This window comes from Paraburkholderia oxyphila NBRC 105797, from assembly GCF_000685075.1.
Classification (GTDB): domain Bacteria; phylum Pseudomonadota; class Gammaproteobacteria; order Burkholderiales; family Burkholderiaceae; genus Paraburkholderia; species Paraburkholderia oxyphila.
On sequence record NZ_BAYD01000049.1, the window covers coordinates 21490 to 39694 of the forward strand.

At 66.8% G+C, this 18205-nt stretch carries 13 protein-coding genes; 6 read left to right on the forward strand and 7 right to left on the reverse strand.

Annotated features, from left to right (window positions below):
- Positions 1 to 99 precede the first annotated feature (99 nt).
- A complete protein-coding gene (locus tag BO1_RS27040; RefSeq protein ID WP_028220237.1) occupies positions 100 to 2004 on the forward strand; it encodes a propionate--CoA ligase in 1905 nt (634 codons plus the stop codon).
- Positions 2005 to 2074: 70 nt separating this feature from the next.
- Here BO1_RS27040 and BO1_RS52850 read toward each other — a convergent pair whose 3' ends face one another.
- From BO1_RS52850 to BO1_RS27055, 3 genes are all read right to left on the reverse strand, one after another.
- Positions 2075 to 3451, reverse strand: coding sequence for an MFS transporter (locus BO1_RS52850; RefSeq protein ID WP_043286653.1), 1377 nt, complete (start codon positions 3449 to 3451; stop codon positions 2075 to 2077).
- Positions 3452 to 3697: 246 nt separating this feature from the next.
- Entirely contained in the window at positions 3698 to 4528 is an 831-nt protein-coding gene (locus BO1_RS27050) for a 5'-methylthioadenosine/adenosylhomocysteine nucleosidase (protein WP_028220238.1), read from the reverse strand.
- 98 nt (positions 4529 to 4626) lie between these two features.
- On the reverse strand, positions 4627 to 7005 hold the full coding sequence (locus BO1_RS27055; protein ID WP_028220239.1) for a UvrD-helicase domain-containing protein: 2379 nt from the start codon (positions 7003 to 7005) through the stop codon (positions 4627 to 4629).
- 181 nt (positions 7006 to 7186) lie between these two features.
- Here BO1_RS27055 and BO1_RS27060 point away from each other — a divergent pair, with 181 nt between their 5' ends.
- Positions 7187 to 10054 (forward strand): valine--tRNA ligase, encoded by a 2868-nt coding sequence (locus BO1_RS27060; RefSeq protein ID WP_028220240.1) that lies wholly within the window; start codon positions 7187 to 7189, stop codon positions 10052 to 10054.
- A 65-nt stretch (positions 10055 to 10119) separates the two neighbouring features.
- On the forward strand, positions 10120 to 11001 hold the full coding sequence (gene galU / locus BO1_RS27065; protein WP_028220241.1) for a UTP--glucose-1-phosphate uridylyltransferase GalU: 882 nt from the start codon (positions 10120 to 10122) through the stop codon (positions 10999 to 11001).
- 153 nt (positions 11002 to 11154) lie between these two features.
- Here the strand turns inward: galU and BO1_RS27070 are convergent, their stop codons facing one another.
- From BO1_RS27070 to BO1_RS27085, 4 genes are all read right to left on the reverse strand, one after another.
- Positions 11155 to 11382, reverse strand: coding sequence for a sulfurtransferase TusA family protein (locus BO1_RS27070; protein WP_028208042.1), 228 nt, complete (start codon positions 11380 to 11382; stop codon positions 11155 to 11157).
- 192 nt (positions 11383 to 11574) lie between these two features.
- Positions 11575 to 12639, reverse strand: a complete 1065-nt coding sequence (locus BO1_RS27075; protein WP_028220242.1) for a Gfo/Idh/MocA family oxidoreductase — start codon at positions 12637 to 12639, stop codon at positions 11575 to 11577.
- Between the two features lie 95 nt (positions 12640 to 12734).
- A complete protein-coding gene (iolG, locus tag BO1_RS27080) occupies positions 12735 to 13742 on the reverse strand; it encodes an inositol 2-dehydrogenase (RefSeq protein WP_028220243.1) in 1008 nt (335 codons plus the stop codon).
- Positions 13735 to 14625, reverse strand: a complete 891-nt coding sequence (locus tag BO1_RS27085) for a MurR/RpiR family transcriptional regulator (RefSeq protein WP_028220244.1) — start codon at positions 14623 to 14625, stop codon at positions 13735 to 13737. The genes iolG and BO1_RS27085 overlap by 8 nt, the downstream gene beginning before the upstream one ends.
- A gap of 274 nt (positions 14626 to 14899) precedes the next feature.
- On the opposite strand from BO1_RS27085, the gene BO1_RS27090 reads away from it, so the two are divergent.
- The 3 genes from BO1_RS27090 to BO1_RS27100 all read left to right on the forward strand — a co-directional run bounded on the left by BO1_RS27090 (position 14900) and on the right by BO1_RS27100 (position 18141).
- A complete protein-coding gene (locus BO1_RS27090) occupies positions 14900 to 15961 on the forward strand; it encodes a sugar ABC transporter substrate-binding protein (RefSeq protein ID WP_028220245.1) in 1062 nt (353 codons plus the stop codon).
- Positions 15962 to 16115: 154 nt separating this feature from the next.
- Positions 16116 to 17291: an ABC transporter permease gene (locus BO1_RS27095; RefSeq protein ID WP_028220246.1), complete on the forward strand. Its 1176-nt coding sequence runs from the start codon at positions 16116 to 16118 to the stop codon at positions 17289 to 17291.
- Positions 17292 to 17304: 13 nt separating this feature from the next.
- Positions 17305 to 18141, forward strand: coding sequence for an ATP-binding cassette domain-containing protein (locus tag BO1_RS27100; RefSeq protein WP_043286679.1), 837 nt, complete (start codon positions 17305 to 17307; stop codon positions 18139 to 18141).
- Positions 18142 to 18205: the final 64 nt, after the last annotated feature.

Here is an 18205-nt window from a genome sequence, read left to right on the forward strand (position 1 = left end):
CACTGCACTATCCTCGACCCTTCAGAGCCGGATCCGGCCGCCACGCGGGGCCTGCCCAACGCGCAGAAGCCCGCGACACCGCACGGGAGGATGGACGTCATGCGCCGTTACCGCGAGTTCCACCGCGAGTCGATCGATCGACCTGAAGACTTCTGGCGCCGCGAAGCCGCGCGCATCCATTGGGAGACGCCGTTCGCCGAGGTGCTCGACCGCTCGAATCCGCCCTTCGCGCGCTGGTTCACGGGCGGGCGCACGAACCTGTGCTTCAACGCCGTCGACCGGCACCTCGCCACCCGCGCCCAGCAGAACGCGCTCGTCTACGTGTCGACCGAAACCGGCATCGAGCGGCGCTACACCTATGCCGATCTGCACGCCGAAGTGAACCGCATGGCCGCGGTGATGCGCTCGCTCGGCGTGAAGCGCGGCGATCGCGTGCTGATCTACCTGCCGATGATTCCCGAAGCCGTGTTCGCGGTGCTCGCCTGCGCGCGCCTGGGCGCGATTCATTCGGTCGTGTTCGGCGGGTTCGCGGCGCCCAGCCTCGCCGCGCGCATCGACGACGCCAGGCCCGCGCTGCTCGTGAGCGCCGACGCCGGCGCGCGCGGCGGCAAGGTGATCGACTACACGCCGCTCGTCGACGAAGCCATGGCGCGCGCCGAACATGCGCCGCCGCGCGTGCTGCTGATCGACCGCCAGCTCGCGCCCGAGCGCCTGAACGCACCGTATCTGGTCGACTACGAACCGTTGCGCGAGCAGCATTACAACGCGCAAGTGCCCTGCGAATGGCTCGAATCGAACGAACCCTCGTACATCCTCTACACCTCGGGCACGACCGGCAAGCCCAAGGGCGTGCAGCGCGACGTGGGCGGCTACGCCGTCGCGCTCGCCGCCTCGATGGACTACATCTTCGAGGGCCGCGCCGGCGACACCATGTTCACGGCATCGGATATCGGCTGGGTCGTGGGCCACAGCTACATCATCTATGCGCCGCTCATCGCGGGCATGACCACGGTGATGTACGAAGGCACACCCATCCGGCCCGATGGCGGCATCTGGTGGCGCCTCGTCGAGCAGCACCGCATCAATCTCATGTTCACCGCACCCACGGCGATCCGCGTGCTCAAGAAGCAGGACCCGGCGCTGCTGCGCGCGGCCGACCTCTCGAGCCTGCGCACGCTCTTTCTCGCGGGCGAGCCGCTCGACGAGCCCACGGCCGTCTGGATCGGGGACGCGCTCGGCAAGCCTGTCGTCGACAACTACTGGCAGACCGAGACCGGCTGGCCGATGCTCGCGATCCAGCGCGGGGTGGAAGCGCTGCCGCAGAAGGTCGGCTCGCCTGGCGTGCCGTGCTACGGCTACGATCTCGTGCTGCGCAACGAGCATACGGGCGAGCCGTGCGCGCACGGCGAGAAAGGCGTGATCACGCTCTCGTACCCGTTGCCGCCGGGCTGTATGCAGACCGTCTGGGGCGACGATGCGCGCTTCGTGAAGACGTACTGGGAGAGCGTGCCGGACCACCAGGTCTATTCGACCTTCGACTGGGGCGTGCAGGACGAGAACGGCTACGTGACGATCCTCGGCCGCACCGACGACGTCATCAACGTGGCGGGCCACCGGCTCGGCACGCGCGAGATCGAAGAGGCGATCTCGTCGCACGCGGCCGTCGCCGAAGTGGCCGTGGTGGGCGTGAACGACGCGGTGAAGGGTCAGGCCGCGCTCGCCTTCGTGGTGCTGCGCGACGCGGCCGCGGCCGCGGACCCCGCCGCGGCGGACCAGCTCGCCGCCGCGATCGCGGCCACCGTGGACCGCCAGCTCGGCGCGATCGGGCGGCCCGCGCGCGTGCACTTCGTCTCGATGCTGCCAAAGACGCGCTCGGGCAAGCTGCTGCGCCGCGCGATCGCCGCGCTCGCCGAAGGGCGCGATCCGGGCGAGCTGCCGACCATCGAGGACGCGACGGCGCTGCAGCAGATCCGCGAGGCGGTGGCGCTGGCCGGCAAGGCCTGACGCGCCGACGCCTGTCGGCTGACTGGCCGACGCGTCTCAGGCGGGCAGCTCACGGGCAGGCGCGGCGCCTTCAGGAAAGCTGGGCGCCGCGATCGGCGGCGTCTCGCGCGCCGGCGTGCGCCTCCACCGCCTCGCCGCCCTCGGCCGCCTCAATGCCCGCCTCGACGCGCGCACGCGACGGCAATGCCGCGACCGCCAGCGCCGCCACGAGCCCCGTCACTGCGAAGGCCACGAAATTCCACGACCAGGCCGCGCCGACGCTCGCGATATAGCCGCCCATCAGCGGCCCGCACATCGCCCCGAACCGCGCGAAGGACAGCGCCCAGCCCGTGGCCGCGCCGCGCGCATGCGCCGGATAGAAGTGCGTCAGATGCCCGGTGAGGATCAGCGAAGCAGAGATGCTGCCGATGCCCGCGAACGCCACGAGCGCATAGCTCACGAAGAGCGCGTGGCGCGTCATCAGCGCGGCGATCGCGAGCGCGCCGATCCCATAGGCCAGCACGACCGTTGCGCGCACGCCGAAGCGGTCGGCGAGCTTGCCGAGCAGCACGCCGCCGCACGCGGAAGTCAGGCTGAACACGAACAGGAAGGCGAGGCTCGAGCCGAGGGCGTAGCCCTGCTTGCGCATGATCATCGGCAGCCAGGTGTTGAGGCCGTAGACCAGCAACATGCCGCAGAACAGCGCGATCCAGAAGCAGGCCGTCGCACGCAGGCGCCGCCGCGCGAAGATCGCCGTCACGACGTCGCGCAGGCTGGCCCGTTTGTGGGACCCGGAGCCCTGCGCCGCGGTGAGTTCGCCCGTCACACCGAGCCGGGCGGCGAGCGCCCTCGCCTCATCGACGCGCCCGCGCGCAACCAGATAGTCGAGCGACTCGGGCGATACGCGCGCCATCGGCACCAGCGCGAGGAGCGGCAGCGCGCCCACCGCCATCACGCCGCGCCAGCCCCATGCGGGCAACAGCGCCATGGCCACGAGCGCCGCGCACAGGATGCCGAGCGAGTAGCCCGAATACATCATCCCGTAGTTGAAGCTGCGCCGCGCCGGCGGCGAATACTCAATGGTGAGCGCGGCGGCCACCGGAATCACGCCGCCGAGTCCAAGGCCGCCGAGGAAGCGGCACAGGCCGAACCAGAACGGCGTGGGCGCGAGGGCGGCACCGGCCATCGTGAGCGAAAACAGCGCCACGCAGCCGAGCAGCATGCGCCGCCGCCCGAGCAAGTCGCCGAGCGTACCGATCGCCATGCCGCCGAAGAACATGCCCGCGAGCGCGTAGCTGCCGAGCGCGCCGAGCTGCATCGGCGTGAGGCTCCAGTGGCGGTCGGCGGCGAGCGCGGGCAGCACCGCGCCGAGGCTGCCGACGTCGTAGCCTTCGAAGAGGACGGACAAGCCGCAGACGAGCAGGACGGCGCGCGTCGTGCGCGCGGGGATGGAGCGGGCATCGGACATGGGCAGGCACGGCGCCTTCCCGCCCGGGCATCTCCAGACGCCTCGAGGCGTCTCAAGGCGTGGGCACGGGCTTTCGGGCGCAGTCGGTCAAGGGCGGTTGAACGGCTTTGCGGTCGAACGGCTCGCGCCAGATTACTTTAGATATAAATAGTTTCACAGTCATTGTTAACCCGTGCCCGCGGGTTGCTTGCCGCTTGACTGTCTATTCCCCGCCGCTCGACTGCGGGCCGGACAGACCGGCGCCGCTCAACGCTGCGCTGGCGTCCAGGACGCGAGAAAGCGCCGCAGAATGCCCGTCGAATAGGTCCCGGCAATCTCGGTGAGGAACGACGAGAACGACGTGCTCGCGTGCTCGTCGGCGGTATCGGAGATGGTGCGCACGACGGCGCACGGCACCTCGTACTCGTAGCAGACCTGGGCAAGCGCGGCGCCTTCCATCTCCACGGCGAGCGCGTCGGGCAAGGCCGCGCGCAGGTCGCCCACGGCCGCGGCGCTCGCCACGAACTGGTCGCCGCTGATCACGAGCCCGCGATGCACGCGCGGCAGTGCGGTTTCGAAGCGCGGCAGCGCGGCGCTGAAGCGCTCCGCCAGCGCCGTGCCCTCTTCCTCGATGAAGCGTTCGCACGCAACGGCCAGCGCGGCGGCCAGCGCACGGTCGGCGTCGAAGCGCGAGCGCGCGAGCAGCGGGATCTCGTGGCGCGGGAACAGCGGCTCGGCGTTCATGTCGTGCTGGAGCAGCGTCTCGCCCACCACCACGTCGCCGACATGCACGTCCGGTCCCACACCGCCCGCGACGCCCGTGAACACCACCGCTTGCACGTCGAATACGTGGATCAGCGCGCTGACCGTGGCCGCCGCAGCCACCTTGCCGACGCGCGCGAGCGTCACCACGCAGGGCACGCCGTGCACCGTGCCGATGTGATAGTCGCGCCGCCCGAGCGTGCGCGTCACCACACCCGATTCGGCCTGCATCGCGGCGATCAGGTCGCCGAGTTCCTGGGGAAGCGCGGCGAGCACGCCAAGCGGACGCGCCGCGGTTTGGCCGGCGGCGCCGGGCTGAGAGGATGATGGGTTCATGGCTTCGAAGTCTTGCCGAATTGCGTCGATGAATTACGTGGGAGGCGCCGATGAGTTACATCAACGCGTTGCGCCGTGGCCTGCGGGCCTGGCGGCGTTCACTCCACCGCCTGCAGCTTCGCCACGGCCAGTGCGAGCCACTTCTCGCCGTGGCGCTTGAAGCGCACCTGCGCCTTGGCGTCGGTGCCGCTGCCTTCGAGCGCCGTGATCGTGCCTTCGCCGAACTTCGTGTGGAACACGGCCTGGCCCACGCGGAAGCCCGTCTCGGCCGCGCGCTGCTCGTTGGCGAACGCGGGCGCGGGGCTCTTGTCCGCGATATAGGCGTCGCGCTCGCGGCGGCCACCGCCGCCGTTGCCCTCGCCCCCGCCCGGACGCGCGAACCAGTCGCGGCCCCAGCCGGCGTTGTCGGAGCGGCCGCCCCAGCGCGAGCCCGCCTCGACTTTGGGCGTGAGCCACTTGAGCGATTCCTGCGGCAGCTCGTCGAAGAAGCGCGAGCGCACGTTGTAGCGCGTCTGGCCGTGCAGCAAGCGGCTTTGCGCAAACGAGATATAGAGCCGCTCCTTCGCGCGCGTGATCGCCACGTACATCAGGCGGCGCTCTTCTTCGAGGCCATCGGCCTCCATCGCGCTGTTCTCGTGCGGGAACAGCCCCTCTTCGAGACCGGTGATGAACACCGCCGTGAATTCGAGGCCCTTCGCCGCGTGCACGGTCATCAGCTGCACGGCGTCCTGGCCCGCCTGCGCCTGGTTGTCGCCCGCCTCGAGCGACGCGTGCGAGAGGAAGCCTGCGAGCGGCGTCATGAGGTCGGGGTTCTGCGCGGGATCCGTGATCGCGGGCGCGTCCAGCACTTCGATCTCGCCGTCCTGCGCCACGATCTCCGGCGCCTTGCTCGCGCCCGGGCGCAGCGGAATCGAGCGCGCGGGCGTGTCCATGCCGTAGCCTTCCTCGCTCACGAACGCGGTGGCCGCGGTCACGAGTTCCTGCAAGTTCTCCAGACGGTCCTGGCCCTCGCGCTCGTTCTGATAGAACTCGGCCAGGCCGCTCATGCGCACCGTGTACTCGACGGTTTCGGGCAGGCTCATCTGCGCGGTTTCGGCGCGCATCTTCGCGATGAGGTTCGCGAACGAACCGAGGCTCGTACCGGCCTTGCCCGTGACGTAGGGAATGGCCGCCGCCATCGAGCAGTTGTAGAGGCGCGCCGCATCGGCGAGCTGCTCGATCGAGCGCGCCCCGATGCCGCGGGTCGGGAAGTTCACGACCCGCGCGAACGCGGTGTCATCGTTCGGATTGTCGATCAGGCGCAGATACGCGAGCGCGTGCTTCACTTCCTGGCGCTCGAAGAAGCGCAGGCCGCCATACACCTTGTACGGTACGCCCGCGTTCACGAGCGTGTGCTCGATCGTGCGCGACTGCGCGTTACTGCGGTAGAGCACCGCGATCTCGTTGCGCGCGAGGCCCTGATTGATCAGCGCGCGGACTTCCTCGACGATCCAGCCCGCCTCCTGCGAGTCCGTGGCGGCCTCGTAGACGCGCACCGGCTCGCCGTGACCCGCGTCGGTGCGCAGGTTCTTGCCGAGGCGGCGCGAGTTATGCGCGATCAGGTAGTTCGCGGCATCGAGAATATGGCCGTGCGAGCGGTAGTTCTGCTCGAGCTTGATCAGATGCTTGACGCGGAATTCCTCTTCGAAGTCGCGCATGTTGCCGACGTTCGCGCCGCGGAACGCGTAGATCGACTGGTCGTCGTCGCCCACGGCGAAGATCGCGTTGCCCGGACCCGCGAGCAGCTTGAGCCACGCGTACTGGAGCTTGTTGGTGTCCTGGAACTCGTCGACGAGGATGTCGCGAAAGCGCGCCTGATAGTGCGCGCGCAGCGGCGGGTTGTACGCGAGCAGCTCGTAGCAGCGCAGCAGCAGCTCGGCGAAGTCGACCACGCCTTCGCGCTGGCACTGCTGGTCGTAGGCTTCGTAGAGCTCGACGAACTTGCGGTTGAAGTTGTCCGTGACGTCGACGTCCTTCGGCCGCAGGCCCTGCTCCTTCGCGTTGTTGATGAAGTACTGCAGGTTCTTCGGCGGGTACTTCTCGTCGTCGATGTTCAGGCCCTTCATCAGGCGCTTGATGGCCGAGAGCTGGTCGGCCGTGTCGAGGATCTGGAAGGTCTGCGGCAGGCCGGCGTCGCGGTAATGCGCGCGCAGCATGCGGTTGCACAGGCCGTGGAAGGTGCCGATCCACATGCCGCGCGTGTCGATCGGCATCATCGCCTGAAGGCGGCTCATCATTTCGCGCGCGGCCTTGTTCGTGAAGGTCACGGCGAGGATCGTCATCGGCGAGGCGAGGCCCTGCTGGATGAGCCACGCAATGCGCGTGATCAGCACGCGCGTCTTGCCGCTGCCGGCCCCGGCCAGAATGAGCGCCGGTTCGTTCGGCAACGTGACGGCGGCGTGTTGTTCGGGGTTCAGGTTGGCGAGCAGTTCGGGCATGAAATGAGGGGCGCAAGAAGGCCGCAAGCAAGGACACAGCAAGGCCACAGGCGCGGCGGGCTTCGAAGTAGACCGTCATTATAAAGGCCATGCCGGCCATAGACGGCCGGGCGTCCTGACTTGACGGCGCTTCCCCTTATAATCGAAAGTTTTCAGCATCTTTTTTCGGCAGATTCCACCCATGAGCGACAGCACGCTAGCGAAAAGCTTCGAGCCGCAGACGATCGAAGCCCACTGGGGCCCCGAATGGGAGCGCCGCGGCTACGCCGCCGCGACCTTCACGCCCGGCCGCGCCAACTTCTCGATCCAGTTGCCGCCGCCGAACGTCACCGGCACGCTGCACATGGGCCACGCGTTCAACCAGACGATCATGGACGGCCTCGCGCGCTACCACCGCATGCTCGGCGAGAACACCCTGTGGGTGCCGGGCACGGACCACGCGGGCATCGCCACGCAGATCGTGGTCGAGCGCCAGCTCGACGCGCAAAAGATCTCGCGCCACGACCTCGGCCGCGAGAAGTTCGTCGAGCGCGTGTGGGAATGGAAGCAGCAGTCGGGCTCGACCATCACGGGCCAGGTGCGGCGTCTGGGCGCCTCGATCGACTGGTCGCGCGAGTACTTCACGATGGACGACAAGATGTCGGCCGCCGTGCGCGACGTGTTCGTGCGCCTCTACGAACAGGGCCTGATCTATCGCGGCAAGCGCCTCGTGAACTGGGATCCGGTGCTGCTCACCGCCGTTTCGGACCTCGAAGTGGCGAGCGAAGAGGAAAGCGGCAACCTGTGGCACCTGCGCTATCCGCTCGCGGACGGCTCGGCCACGCTGACCGTCGCCACGACGCGCCCGGAAACCATGCTCGGCGACACGGCCGTGATGGTGCACCCGGAAGACGAGCGCTATGCGCACCTGATCGGCAAGATGGTCAAGCTGCCGCTCACCGACCGCGAAATCCCGGTGATCGCCGACGAATACGTGGACCGCGAGTTTGGCACGGGCGTCGTGAAGGTCACGCCCGCGCACGACTTCAACGACTATCAGGTGGGCCTGCGCCACGGCCTGCCGATGATCGAGATCCTCACGCTCGACGCGAAGATCAACGACAACGCACCTGAAAAATACCGCGGCCTCGACCGCTTCGAGGCGCGCAAGCAGGTGGTCGCCGATTTCGAGGCGCTCGGCCTGCTCGACTCGGTGCAGCCGCACAAGCTGATGGTGCCGCGCGGCGACCGCACGGGCGTGGTGATTGAGCCGATGCTCACGGACCAATGGTTCGTGGCGATGACGAAGCCCGCACCCGAGGGCACTTTCAACCCCGGCAAGTCGATCACCGAAACCTCGCTCGACGTGGTGCGCAGCGGCCAGATCAAGTTCGTGCCGGAGAACTGGACCACGACCTACTATCAGTGGCTCGAGAACATCCAGGACTGGTGCATCTCGCGCCAGCTCTGGTGGGGCCACCAGATCCCGGCGTGGTACGGCGAAAACGGCGAGATCTTCGTTGCAAAGAACGAGGAAGAGGCGCGCGCCCAGGCCAATGCCAAGGGCTACACGGGCGCGCTCAAGCGCGACGAGGACGTGCTCGACACGTGGTTCTCGTCGGCGCTCGTGCCGTTCTCGTCGCTCGGCTGGCCCGAAGAGACGCCGGAGCTGAAGGCCTTCCTGCCCTCCTCGGTGCTGGTGACGGGCTTCGACATCATCTTCTTCTGGGTGGCGCGCATGGTCATGATGACCACGCACTTCACCGGCAAGGTGCCCTTCGACACGGTCTACGTGCACGGCCTCGTGCGCGACGCCGAAGGCCAGAAGATGTCCAAGAGCAAGGGCAATACGCTCGACCCGATCGACATCGTCGACGGCATCGACCTCGAGGCGCTCGTTGCCAAGCGCACCACGGGCCTCATGAATCCCAAGCAGGCCGCGACCATCGAGAAGAAGACGCGCAAGGAGTTCCCGAACGGCATTCCCGCCTTCGGCACCGACGCGCTGCGCTTCACGATGGCCTCGATGGCCACGCTCGGGCGCAACGTGAACTTCGACCTCGCGCGCTGCGAGGGCTATCGCAACTTCTGCAACAAGCTCTGGAACGCCACGCGCTTCGTGCTGATGAACTGCGAAGGCCACGACTGCGGCTTCTCGAAGCCAGGCGACTGCCAGCCGGGCGATTGCGGCCCGGGCGGCTACACCGACTTCTCGCAGGCCGACCGCTGGATCGTCTCGCTGTTGCAGCGCGTGGAAGCCGAGGTCGCGAAGGGCTTCGCCGACTATCGCTTCGACAACGTGGCCAACGCCATATACAAGTTCGTCTGGGACGAATACTGTGACTGGTATCTGGAACTGGCGAAGGTGCAGATCCAGACCGGTACGCCCGAGCAGCAGCGCGCCACGCGCCGCACGCTGCTGCGCGTGCTGGAGACGGTGCTGCGCCTCGCGCACCCGGTGATTCCGTTCATCACCGAAGCGCTGTGGCAGAAGGTGGCGCCGCTCACCGACGCGTACCCGCAAGGCGCGGCGGAAGGCGAGGCATCGATCATGATGCAGCCCTACCCGCTGGCCGAGCCGAAGAAGATTGACGAAGCCGCCGAGCAATGGGCCGCCGACCTGAAGGCCGTGATCGACGCCTGCCGCAACCTGCGTGGCGAGATGAGCCTCTCGCCCGCCACGAAGGTGCCGCTGCTGGCGACGGGCAACGCCGAACGGCTCGCCTCGTTCGCGCCCTATGCGCAGGCGCTGGCGAAGCTCTCGGAGGTCCAGATCATCGCCGACGAAGCGACGCTCGACGCCGCCTCGGCGGGCGCGCCGGTTGCTATCGTCGGGACAGACAAGCTCGTGCTGAAGGTGGAGATCGACGTGGCAGCCGAGCGCGAGCGTCTCTCGAAGGAAATCGCGCGACTGACGAATGAAGTGACGAAGTGCAATGCCAAGCTGGGAAATGACAGTTTTGTTGCAAAAGCCCCGCCGGCGGTAGTTGAGCAGGAGCAGAAGAGGCTGGCAGAATTCCAGGCAACACTGGGCAAGCTGACCGCGCAACTCGCGCGGCTGCCTGTCTGAATCGGCCAAGGTGGGCTGTGGCGGCGCGCGCGGCGCCTGAGCCCATCAGAACCAGGACCATAGACATGCTAAAAGTGACTAAAGCGGTATTCCCGGTGGCGGGCCTCGGCACGCGCTTCCTTCCGGCCACCAAGGCCAGCCCGAAGGAAATGCTGCCGGTCGTGGACAAGCCGCTGATCCAGTACGCGGTCGAGGAGGCCGTCGCGGCTGGCATTACCGAAATGATCTTCGTGACGGGCCGCAGCAAACGCGCGATCGAAGACCACTTCGACAAGTCCTATGAGATCGAGGCCGAGCTCGAGGCCCGCGGCAAGGCCAAGCTGCTCGAGCTGGTGCGCAGCATCAAGCCGAACAACGTCGACTGCTTCTATGTGCGCCAGCCCGAAGCGCTGGGCCTCGGTCACGCCGTGCTGTGCGCGGAAAAGCTCGTGGGCGACAACCCGTTCGCCGTGATCCTGGCGGACGACCTGCTCTACGGCACGCCGCCGGTCATGAAGCAGATGGTCGAGGTGTTCGACCACTACCACAGCTCGGTGCTCGGCGTGGAAGAGATTCCGCCCTCGGAGACGCGCTCGTACGGCATCGTCGACGGCAAGGAATGGGAAGACGCGATCGTCAAGCTCTCGGGCATCGTCGAGAAGCCGGCCCCCGAAGTCGCGCCGTCGAACCTTGGCGTGGTGGGCCGCTACGTGCTCAAGCCGCGCATTTTCGAGCATCTGAAGTCGATCAAGCCGGGCGCGGGCGGCGAGCTTCAGCTCACCGACGCGATCCAGTCGCTGCTCGCCGACGAGCAGGTCCTCGCGTACAAGTATCACGGCACGCGCTTCGACTGCGGCAGCAAGCTCGGCTACCTGAAGGCGACCGTGGAGTTCGCGCTGCGCCACCCGGAAGTGGCCGAGGACTTCGCGGAGTATCTGCGTACGCGCAAGCCGGAGCTGGAAGGCTAGGCGCCCCCGGCTAAGCGCCCCTTCGGCCACGCGCCCTCTCGCGGGGGCCACTGGCCGCATGCCGGTATCCCACACTGGCAATGAAAATGGCCCGCAATCTCACGATCGCGGGCCATTTTTTATGCGTTGCGCTAAAGCGCGGCGCGGGCCGTTTCAGCGGCGGCGCATCAGAAACACGAAGGTCTTGTCCTGCTGCGAGCTTTCGACGATCTCGTTGCCGGTCTGCTTGGCGAAGGCGGCGAAATCGCGCTGCGAGCCGGGATCGGTCGCGAGAACCTTGAGAATCTGGCCGCTTTCCATGTCGGCGAGCGCCTTCTTGGCGCGCAGGATCGGCAGCGGGCAGTTCAGCCCGCGCGCATCCACTTCCTTGTGAACCTGAATTTGCATCGGGTTGGATCCTTCGTTGGCGCGCCGCCGCTCTCGGGCAGCGCTGGGTACGTCACGGATAGCAGCGATTTTACCGCAGCCGCATACAAGGACGCTTGCGCCCTCTTTGCGGCCGCCTTGTAGCCGCTTCGTACCCGCTTTGTACCTGCCTCGTTCGCCCGCTGCGCTCCGGCGACGCGCCGCGCCTCAGAGCGTCACCGCCTGCCCCGTGCGCAACGACTCGCGCAGCGCGAAGCCGATTCGCGTGGCCTCCAGCGCATCCTCCAGCGTCGCGCCTTGCTGCGCGTGCTCCGCCGCGCACGCCTCGCCGCCACGGCGCGCCCGCACCGCCGCGACGAACGCCTGCGCCTCGATGAGGAAGGCCTCCTCGAAGCGGTCGAAGAAGGTCGGCGTGCAGACGCTGCGCACGCCGTGCGCGTCGTAGATCTCCACGCGGTTCGCGCGCGGCAGACGGCCGATCGCGAGCGCGCCGGCCGTGCCGATGACCTCGCTCGACGTATCGTTGCCATGCGCCATGGTGCGCGACGCATAGAACATCGCGAGCTTGCCGCCTTCGAACTCGCAGATCGCGACGCCGTTGTCGACGTCGCCATACTCGCGCAGGCCCTCGTGCAGCGCGACCGCGCCCGCCGCAAAGACGCGCGTGGCGCGCGGCTTGCCGAGGAGCCAGCGCGCGACGTCGATGTCGTGCACGGTGCAGTCGAGAAAGATGCCGCCCGAGCCCGGCGCGAAGCGCACGAAGAAGCCATCGGGGTCGTTGAGATCGCAGGTTTGCGAACGCACGAGAAACGGCCGGCCGATCGCGCCCGCGCGCACCTGCGCAAACGCGTCGTGATAGCTCGGGTCGAAACGGCGCATGAAGCCGATCGTCACCTGTTGGTCCGGAAAGCGGCGCGCCTCGTCGACCACGCGCTCGCATTCGGCCACGTCGAGCGAGAGCGGCTTCTCGCAGAACACGTGCTTGCCCGCGCGCAATGCATCGACGATCTGCTGCGCGTGCAGCGCCGAAGGCGTCACGAGCCAGACGGCGTCCACCGACGTGTCAGCGAGCAGTTCGGCGTAGTCGCGGTACAGCCGCGCCTCGGGCAGCGCACCGCGCGCCCATGCGAGGTCGTCTTCGAGCGGGCTGCATGCCGCCGCCAGCGTCGCTCCCGGCACGCGATACGCGAGATTGCCCGCATGCCGCCGGCCGAGCCGCCCAAGTCCCGCCACGCCCACGCGCAACGGCCGGGCACGTTCATTCGCCTGCATTGTCCGTCTCCTCAGTGCTTCCTTCGGTATCCTGCCTATTTGAAAAGCGCCGCTTCGGGCGCGACGCCACCACGATCTTCACCTGCGCGACCGGATCATCCCCCGAGCTTGACCACACGGCCTTCGCGCCACGAGAGCGCCGCCGCTTCCGCAAGTTCGAGCGCCTTGAGGCCGTCGGCCACGCTCGTGCGCACCGGCGTGCCCTGCGTCACAGCCTCATAAAAATGCGCCATCTCGCGCGCGTACGCCGCCCGGTAGCGCTCGAGGAAGAAGGCCTCGGGAACGTCCTGCGCCACCGCGTGCTTGGTCCACGCCACCACTTCCGTGGGCTTCATGTTGCCCGCCTGGAGCATGCCGTCGCTGCCGAGAATCTCGAAGCGCTGGTCGTAGCCATAGGCCGCGCGGCGCGCCGTGTTGATCTGGCAAAGGCGGCCGCGCTTCGTGCGAATCGTCACGGCAGTCGAGTCGATGTCGCCCGCATCGGCGATGGCCGGATCGGAGAGGCAGCTGCCCGTGGCGTGCACGGTCTCGGCTTCGTCGTCGAGAATCCAGCGGAAGATGTCGAAGTCGTGGATCAGCATGTCCTTGAAGATGCCGCCCGAGTGCTTGATGTATTCGACCGGCGGCGCCCCCGGATCGCGGCTCGTCACGATCAGCATCTCGGGCGTGCCGATCTCGCCCGCGTCGAGGCGCGCCTTGAGCGCGGCAAAGGTGGGATCGTAGCGGCGCTGAAAGCCGATCATGGCCACCACGCCCGCGCGCGCGACAGCTTGAGCGCACTCGCGCGCGCGTTCGATGGCGAGATCGACGGGCTTCTCGCAGAAGATAGGCTTGCCTGCTGCCGCCGATTTCAGGATCAGTTCGGAGTGCGTATCGGTGGACGAGCAGATCACCGTCGCATCGATCGAGGCGTCGCCGAACGCGCCGTCCACGTCGGCCACCTGCGCGCCGTGCTGCGCCGCGAGCGCGGCAGCGGCCTCGCGGTTCACGTCGATCACATACTTCAGACGCACGCCGGGCTGGCGCGCGAGGTTCGCCGCATGAATGCGGCCGATGCGGCCCGCGCCGAATACCGCCACGTTCAGCGTCCTTGCTTCAGTCATCGTATCCTCCAGGGTCGGTCGATTCTTCCACGTTGAGTTCGAGCCGGTACGCGAGCGCGACGAACAGCGCCTGGCACAGGCAAAACGTGCTGGTCAGCGAGCGGAACGCGAACGCGCTCCCCTCCTTCACATAGAGCTGCGCATCGGCGTGACGCGCGAGCGGCGAGAGCTGGCTGTCGGTGATGACGAGCGTCTTCGCCTGGTGTTGCTGCGCGACGCGCAGGCAGTACTGCGTCTCCTTGCCGTAAGGCGCGAAGCTGATGGCGATCACCACGTCGCCCTTCTTCACGCTGCGGATCTGCTCGTGGTACATGCCGCCGAGACCCGAGATCAGATGCACGCGCTTTCTCGTGTGCTGGAGCGCGTAGACGATATAGCTCGCCACCGCGAACGAGCGGCGCACGCCAATCACGTAGATGTTGTCCGCGTGCTCGAGCATCTTCACCGCGGCGTCGAACTGCGCGTCGTCGAGCCCGGCCTCGAGCTCGTCCAGACCGCTGCGGCACGCGCCGATGAATTCGCGCGCCACCGCGCCGCCGAGATCCGGGCTCGCGTTGCCGTCCTTCGCCTCGATCAGCTGGCGAATGCGCTGCTGATAGCTGGTGGCCGACGCCCCCTGCCCCGCGTAGGCCTGGCGGAACACCGCCTGCAGATCGGAGAAGCCCGAAAAGCCGAAGCGCTGCGCGAAGCGCACCACCGCCGACGGATGCACCCCGCAGCTCGCGGCGATGTCGCTGGTGCGATCCATCATCACGCTCGCACGGTTCTGCTCGATATAGGTCGCGACATTCTTCAACTGCCGCGGCAGCGCCTCGTACTCGTGTGCGATGCGCTGCATCAATTCGTCTACGCCTGCTACGGCGTCGCTGGTTTCATCCGCCATGATGGTTTTTCCCTGATGCTTGCCGCAGTGCCGCAAACCCTTGCCAGGCCTGCCGTCGACGGAATCGATTATAGGTAGCGCCGCACGCAATTGGAACAGATTTTCCATTTTTATTTGCAATGAAATTTTTGTTGCAACTCGCCAGACGATCGCCTACTCTTGTCGATGAGCGAGGCAGCAAAGCGGGCCGCAATGCGCACGCTGCAAATCGCAGGTCATAACGCGCGCCGCGCTCACCCCAAGAACGAACGACAGACCGAGAAAGGTGGAGACTATGACGCAACGCAAGGGCAAGACCATGCTCCGAAGGTTGGCCGCGGCGCTCGCGCTGGCAGCGGGACTGAGCGGCTTGAGCGTGCTGGGCGCGCAGACGGCGCAGGCCGCCGACGCGCACTTCGTGTTGATCAGCCACGCGCCGGATTCGGACTCGTGGTGGAACACCATCAAGAACGCCATCAAGCAAGCGGACGAGGACTTCAACGTCGAAACCGACTACCGCAATCCGCCCAACGGCGATATCGCCGACATGGCGCGCCTGATCGAGCAAGCCGCCGCGCGCAACTACGACGGCGTCATCGTCACCATCGCCGACTACGACGTGCTGAAGAACTCCATCGGCAAGGTCACGGAAAAGAAGATCCCGCTCGTCACGATCAATTCCGGCACCGAGGAACAGAGCGCGCAACTCGGCGCGATCATGCACGTGGGCCAGCCCGAGTACGTGGCGGGCCACGCGGCCGGCGAAAAGGCCAAGGCCGCCGGCGTGAAGTCGTTCCTCTGCGTGAATCACTTCGCGACCAACGCCGTCTCGTTCGAACGCTGCCGCGGCTTCGCGGACGCGCTGGGCGTGGACTACAAGACCTCGACGATCGACTCGGGCCAGGACCCGACCGAGATCCAGTCGAAGGTGAGCGCGTATCTGCGCAACCATCCGAATACCGGTGCGATCCTCACGCTCGGCCCGGTGCCGGCCGCGGCCACGCTCAAGGCGATCCAGCAGATGGGCCTCGCGGGCAAGATCTACTTCTGCACCTTCGACTTCTCCGACGAGATCGCCAAGGCAATCCGCGCGGGCACGATCCAGTTCGCCATCGACCAGCAGCCGTATCTGCAGGGCTATATCCCGGTGGCCGTGCTGGCGATCGTGAAGAAAGACCATACGACCGATCCGGCCAAGATCCGCCAGATCCTCGAAGCCAATCCGAAGTTCAAGCAGCGCCTCGAAACCTATGGGCTGCAGCCGTCCTACGGCCCGAAGAACATCCGCTCGGGTCCGGGCTTCATCACCAAGGAGAACCTCGACAAGGTTGTGAAGTACGCGGGTCAGTACCGCTGATCCCGCTCGTTTAAAGCGTCTTTTCGTCAGCCACGCGCGGCGACGGCTCGCTTCGAGCGACACCGACTCGCCTCACGCCTACCGCGCCGCGCATCAATTACCGGGCACGACACGCCGCTTGCGGCCCACGCGCACCGGTTATTCTGGAGACATCATGGGTGTAGCCGGCAAACACTTCCCCTCGCATGCAACGGACGGCGCGCAAGACCCACGCGAAGGCCAACCGTCGCCGGCGGGGCCACGCGCCAACGACGAGCGCGTGCGGCGCGAATCGTGGTTCGGGCATCTGCTCGGCCGCCCCGAATTTGCTGCGATTTCCGGCACCGTGCTCGTGTTCGCCGTGTTCGCGATCGGCGCGGGCGGCTCCGGCATGTTCGACCTCGACGGCGTGATGAACTGGTCGCAGGTCGCCGCTTACCTGGGCATCCTTGCCGTGGGTGCGTGCCTGCTCATGATCGCCGGCGAGTTCGACCTCTCGATCGGCTCGATGATCGGCTTCGCCGGCATGATGGTGGCCATCCCCACCATGTACTTCCACTGGCCCATCGCGCTGTCCATCCTGTTCGCGTTCGTGGGCTGCACGGCGCTCGGCGCCCTGAACGGCTACCTCGTGATGCGCACGCGGCTGCCCTCGTTCATTGTCACGCTCGCGTTCCTGTTCATCCTGCGCGGCCTCACGCTCGCGCTCTCGATCATGTTCGCCGACCGCACGATCGTCTCGGGCGTGGGCGACGTCGCGAAAGCCGACTACGTAACCAACCTGCTCTTTCACGGCACGGCGTTCAAGGACCTCTTCGTAGCGCTCGCGCACATCGGCATCGGCAAGATGCTCGACAACGGCCAGCCGCTCGTGCCGGGCGTGCCGAAGGTGATCCTCTGGTGGTTCGCGCTCGTGGCCATCGGCGCGTTCACGCTCGCCAAGACGCGCTACGGCAACTGGATCCTCGCCGTGGGCGGCGACGCCAACGCCGCGAAGAATGTGGGCGTGCCGGTCAAGCGCGTCAAGATCTCGCTCTTCATGCTGACCGCGTTCTGCTCGTGCCTCTTTGCCGTGCTGCAAGTGTGCGACATCGGCTCGGCCGCCGCGGACCGCGGCCTGCAAAAGGAATTCGAGGCGATCATCGCCGCGGTGATCGGCGGCACGCTGCTCACGGGCGGCTATGGCTCGGTGATCGGCGCGGCGTTCGGCGCGCTCATCTTCGGCGTCGTGCAGATCGGCATCACCTATACGAACATCGACTCGGACTGGTTCCGCGTCTTCCTCGGCGTGATGCTGCTGATCGCCGTGCTCTTCAATCACTATGTGCGCCGCCGCGTCGCGCAATCGTAAGCCGGAGGCCGACATGACCGAATCACTCAACAGTGCAGCAAACGGCGCCGTCGACCAGAACGAGAACGGCGACACGATCCTCGCCCTGGAAAACGTCAGCAAGTACTTCGGCAAGGTGATCGCGCTCAATGGCGTCACGCTGCGCCTGAAGCGTGGCGAAGTGCACTGCCTGCTCGGCGACAACGGCGCGGGCAAGTCCACGCTGATCAAGACGCTGGCCGGCGTGCATGCGCCCACCTCTGGCGAGTATTTCGTCGATGGCAAGCCCGTGCGCTTCGAATCGCCGCGAGACGCGCTCGACCTCGGCATCGCGACCGTCTACCAGGATCTCGCGCTGGTGCCGCTGCTCTCGGTGGCGCGCAACTTCTTCATGGGGCGCGAGCCGCAGAAGAAATTGTTCGGCTTTCTCAACGTCATGGATCTCGAGTCGAGCGCGCAAATCGCCCAGGAGCGTCTCGCGGAAATGGGCATCAACGTGCGCGACCCGCATCAGGCCATCGGCACGATGTCGGGTGGCGAGCGCCAGTGCCTCGCGATCGCGCGTGCGATTCACTTTGGCGCGCGCGTGCTGATTCTCGACGAGCCAACCGCCGCGCTCGGCGTGAAGCAGAGCTTCAACGTGCTCAGGTTGATCCATAGCGCCCGCGCGAAAGGCATCTCGGTGATCTTCATCACGCATAACGTGCACCATGCCTACCCGATTGGCGACTCGTTCACGCTGCTCAATCGCGGCCGCTCGCTCGGTACGTACACGAAGGACACCATCAGCAAGAACGAGGTGCTCGACATGATGGCCGGCGGCGCGGAAATGCAGAAGATGATTGCCGAGCTCGACGGCGCGACCATTTGAGGCGCGCGTCGACTCCGGATTGAGTCTGAATAGTGACCGAACTGAGACCGCATACGACAGGAAT

Excerpts from the sequence above, each read along its gene's own strand:
- BO1_RS27040 (WP_028220237.1), top strand. The coding sequence starts at position 100 with ATGCGCCGTTACCGCGAGTTCCACCGCGAGTCGATCGATCGACCTGAA.
- BO1_RS52850 (WP_043286653.1), bottom strand. The coding sequence starts at position 3,451 with ATGTCCGATGCCCGCTCCATCCCCGCGCGCACGACGCGCGCCGTCCTG.
- BO1_RS27050 (WP_028220238.1), bottom strand. The coding sequence starts at position 4,528 with ATGAACCCATCATCCTCTCAGCCCGGCGCCGCCGGCCAAACCGCGGCG.
- BO1_RS27055 (WP_028220239.1), bottom strand. The coding sequence starts at position 7,005 with ATGCCCGAACTGCTCGCCAACCTGAACCCCGAACAACACGCCGCCGTC.
- BO1_RS27060 (WP_028220240.1), top strand. The coding sequence starts at position 7,187 with ATGAGCGACAGCACGCTAGCGAAAAGCTTCGAGCCGCAGACGATCGAA.
- galU (WP_028220241.1), top strand. The coding sequence starts at position 10,120 with ATGCTAAAAGTGACTAAAGCGGTATTCCCGGTGGCGGGCCTCGGCACG.
- BO1_RS27075 (WP_028220242.1), bottom strand. The coding sequence starts at position 12,639 with ATGCAGGCGAATGAACGTGCCCGGCCGTTGCGCGTGGGCGTGGCGGGA.
- iolG (WP_028220243.1), bottom strand. The coding sequence starts at position 13,742 with ATGACTGAAGCAAGGACGCTGAACGTGGCGGTATTCGGCGCGGGCCGC.
- BO1_RS27085 (WP_028220244.1), bottom strand. The coding sequence starts at position 14,625 with ATGGCGGATGAAACCAGCGACGCCGTAGCAGGCGTAGACGAATTGATG.
- BO1_RS27090 (WP_028220245.1), top strand. The coding sequence starts at position 14,900 with ATGACGCAACGCAAGGGCAAGACCATGCTCCGAAGGTTGGCCGCGGCG.
- BO1_RS27095 (WP_028220246.1), top strand. The coding sequence starts at position 16,116 with ATGGGTGTAGCCGGCAAACACTTCCCCTCGCATGCAACGGACGGCGCG.
- BO1_RS27100 (WP_043286679.1), top strand. The coding sequence starts at position 17,305 with ATGACCGAATCACTCAACAGTGCAGCAAACGGCGCCGTCGACCAGAAC.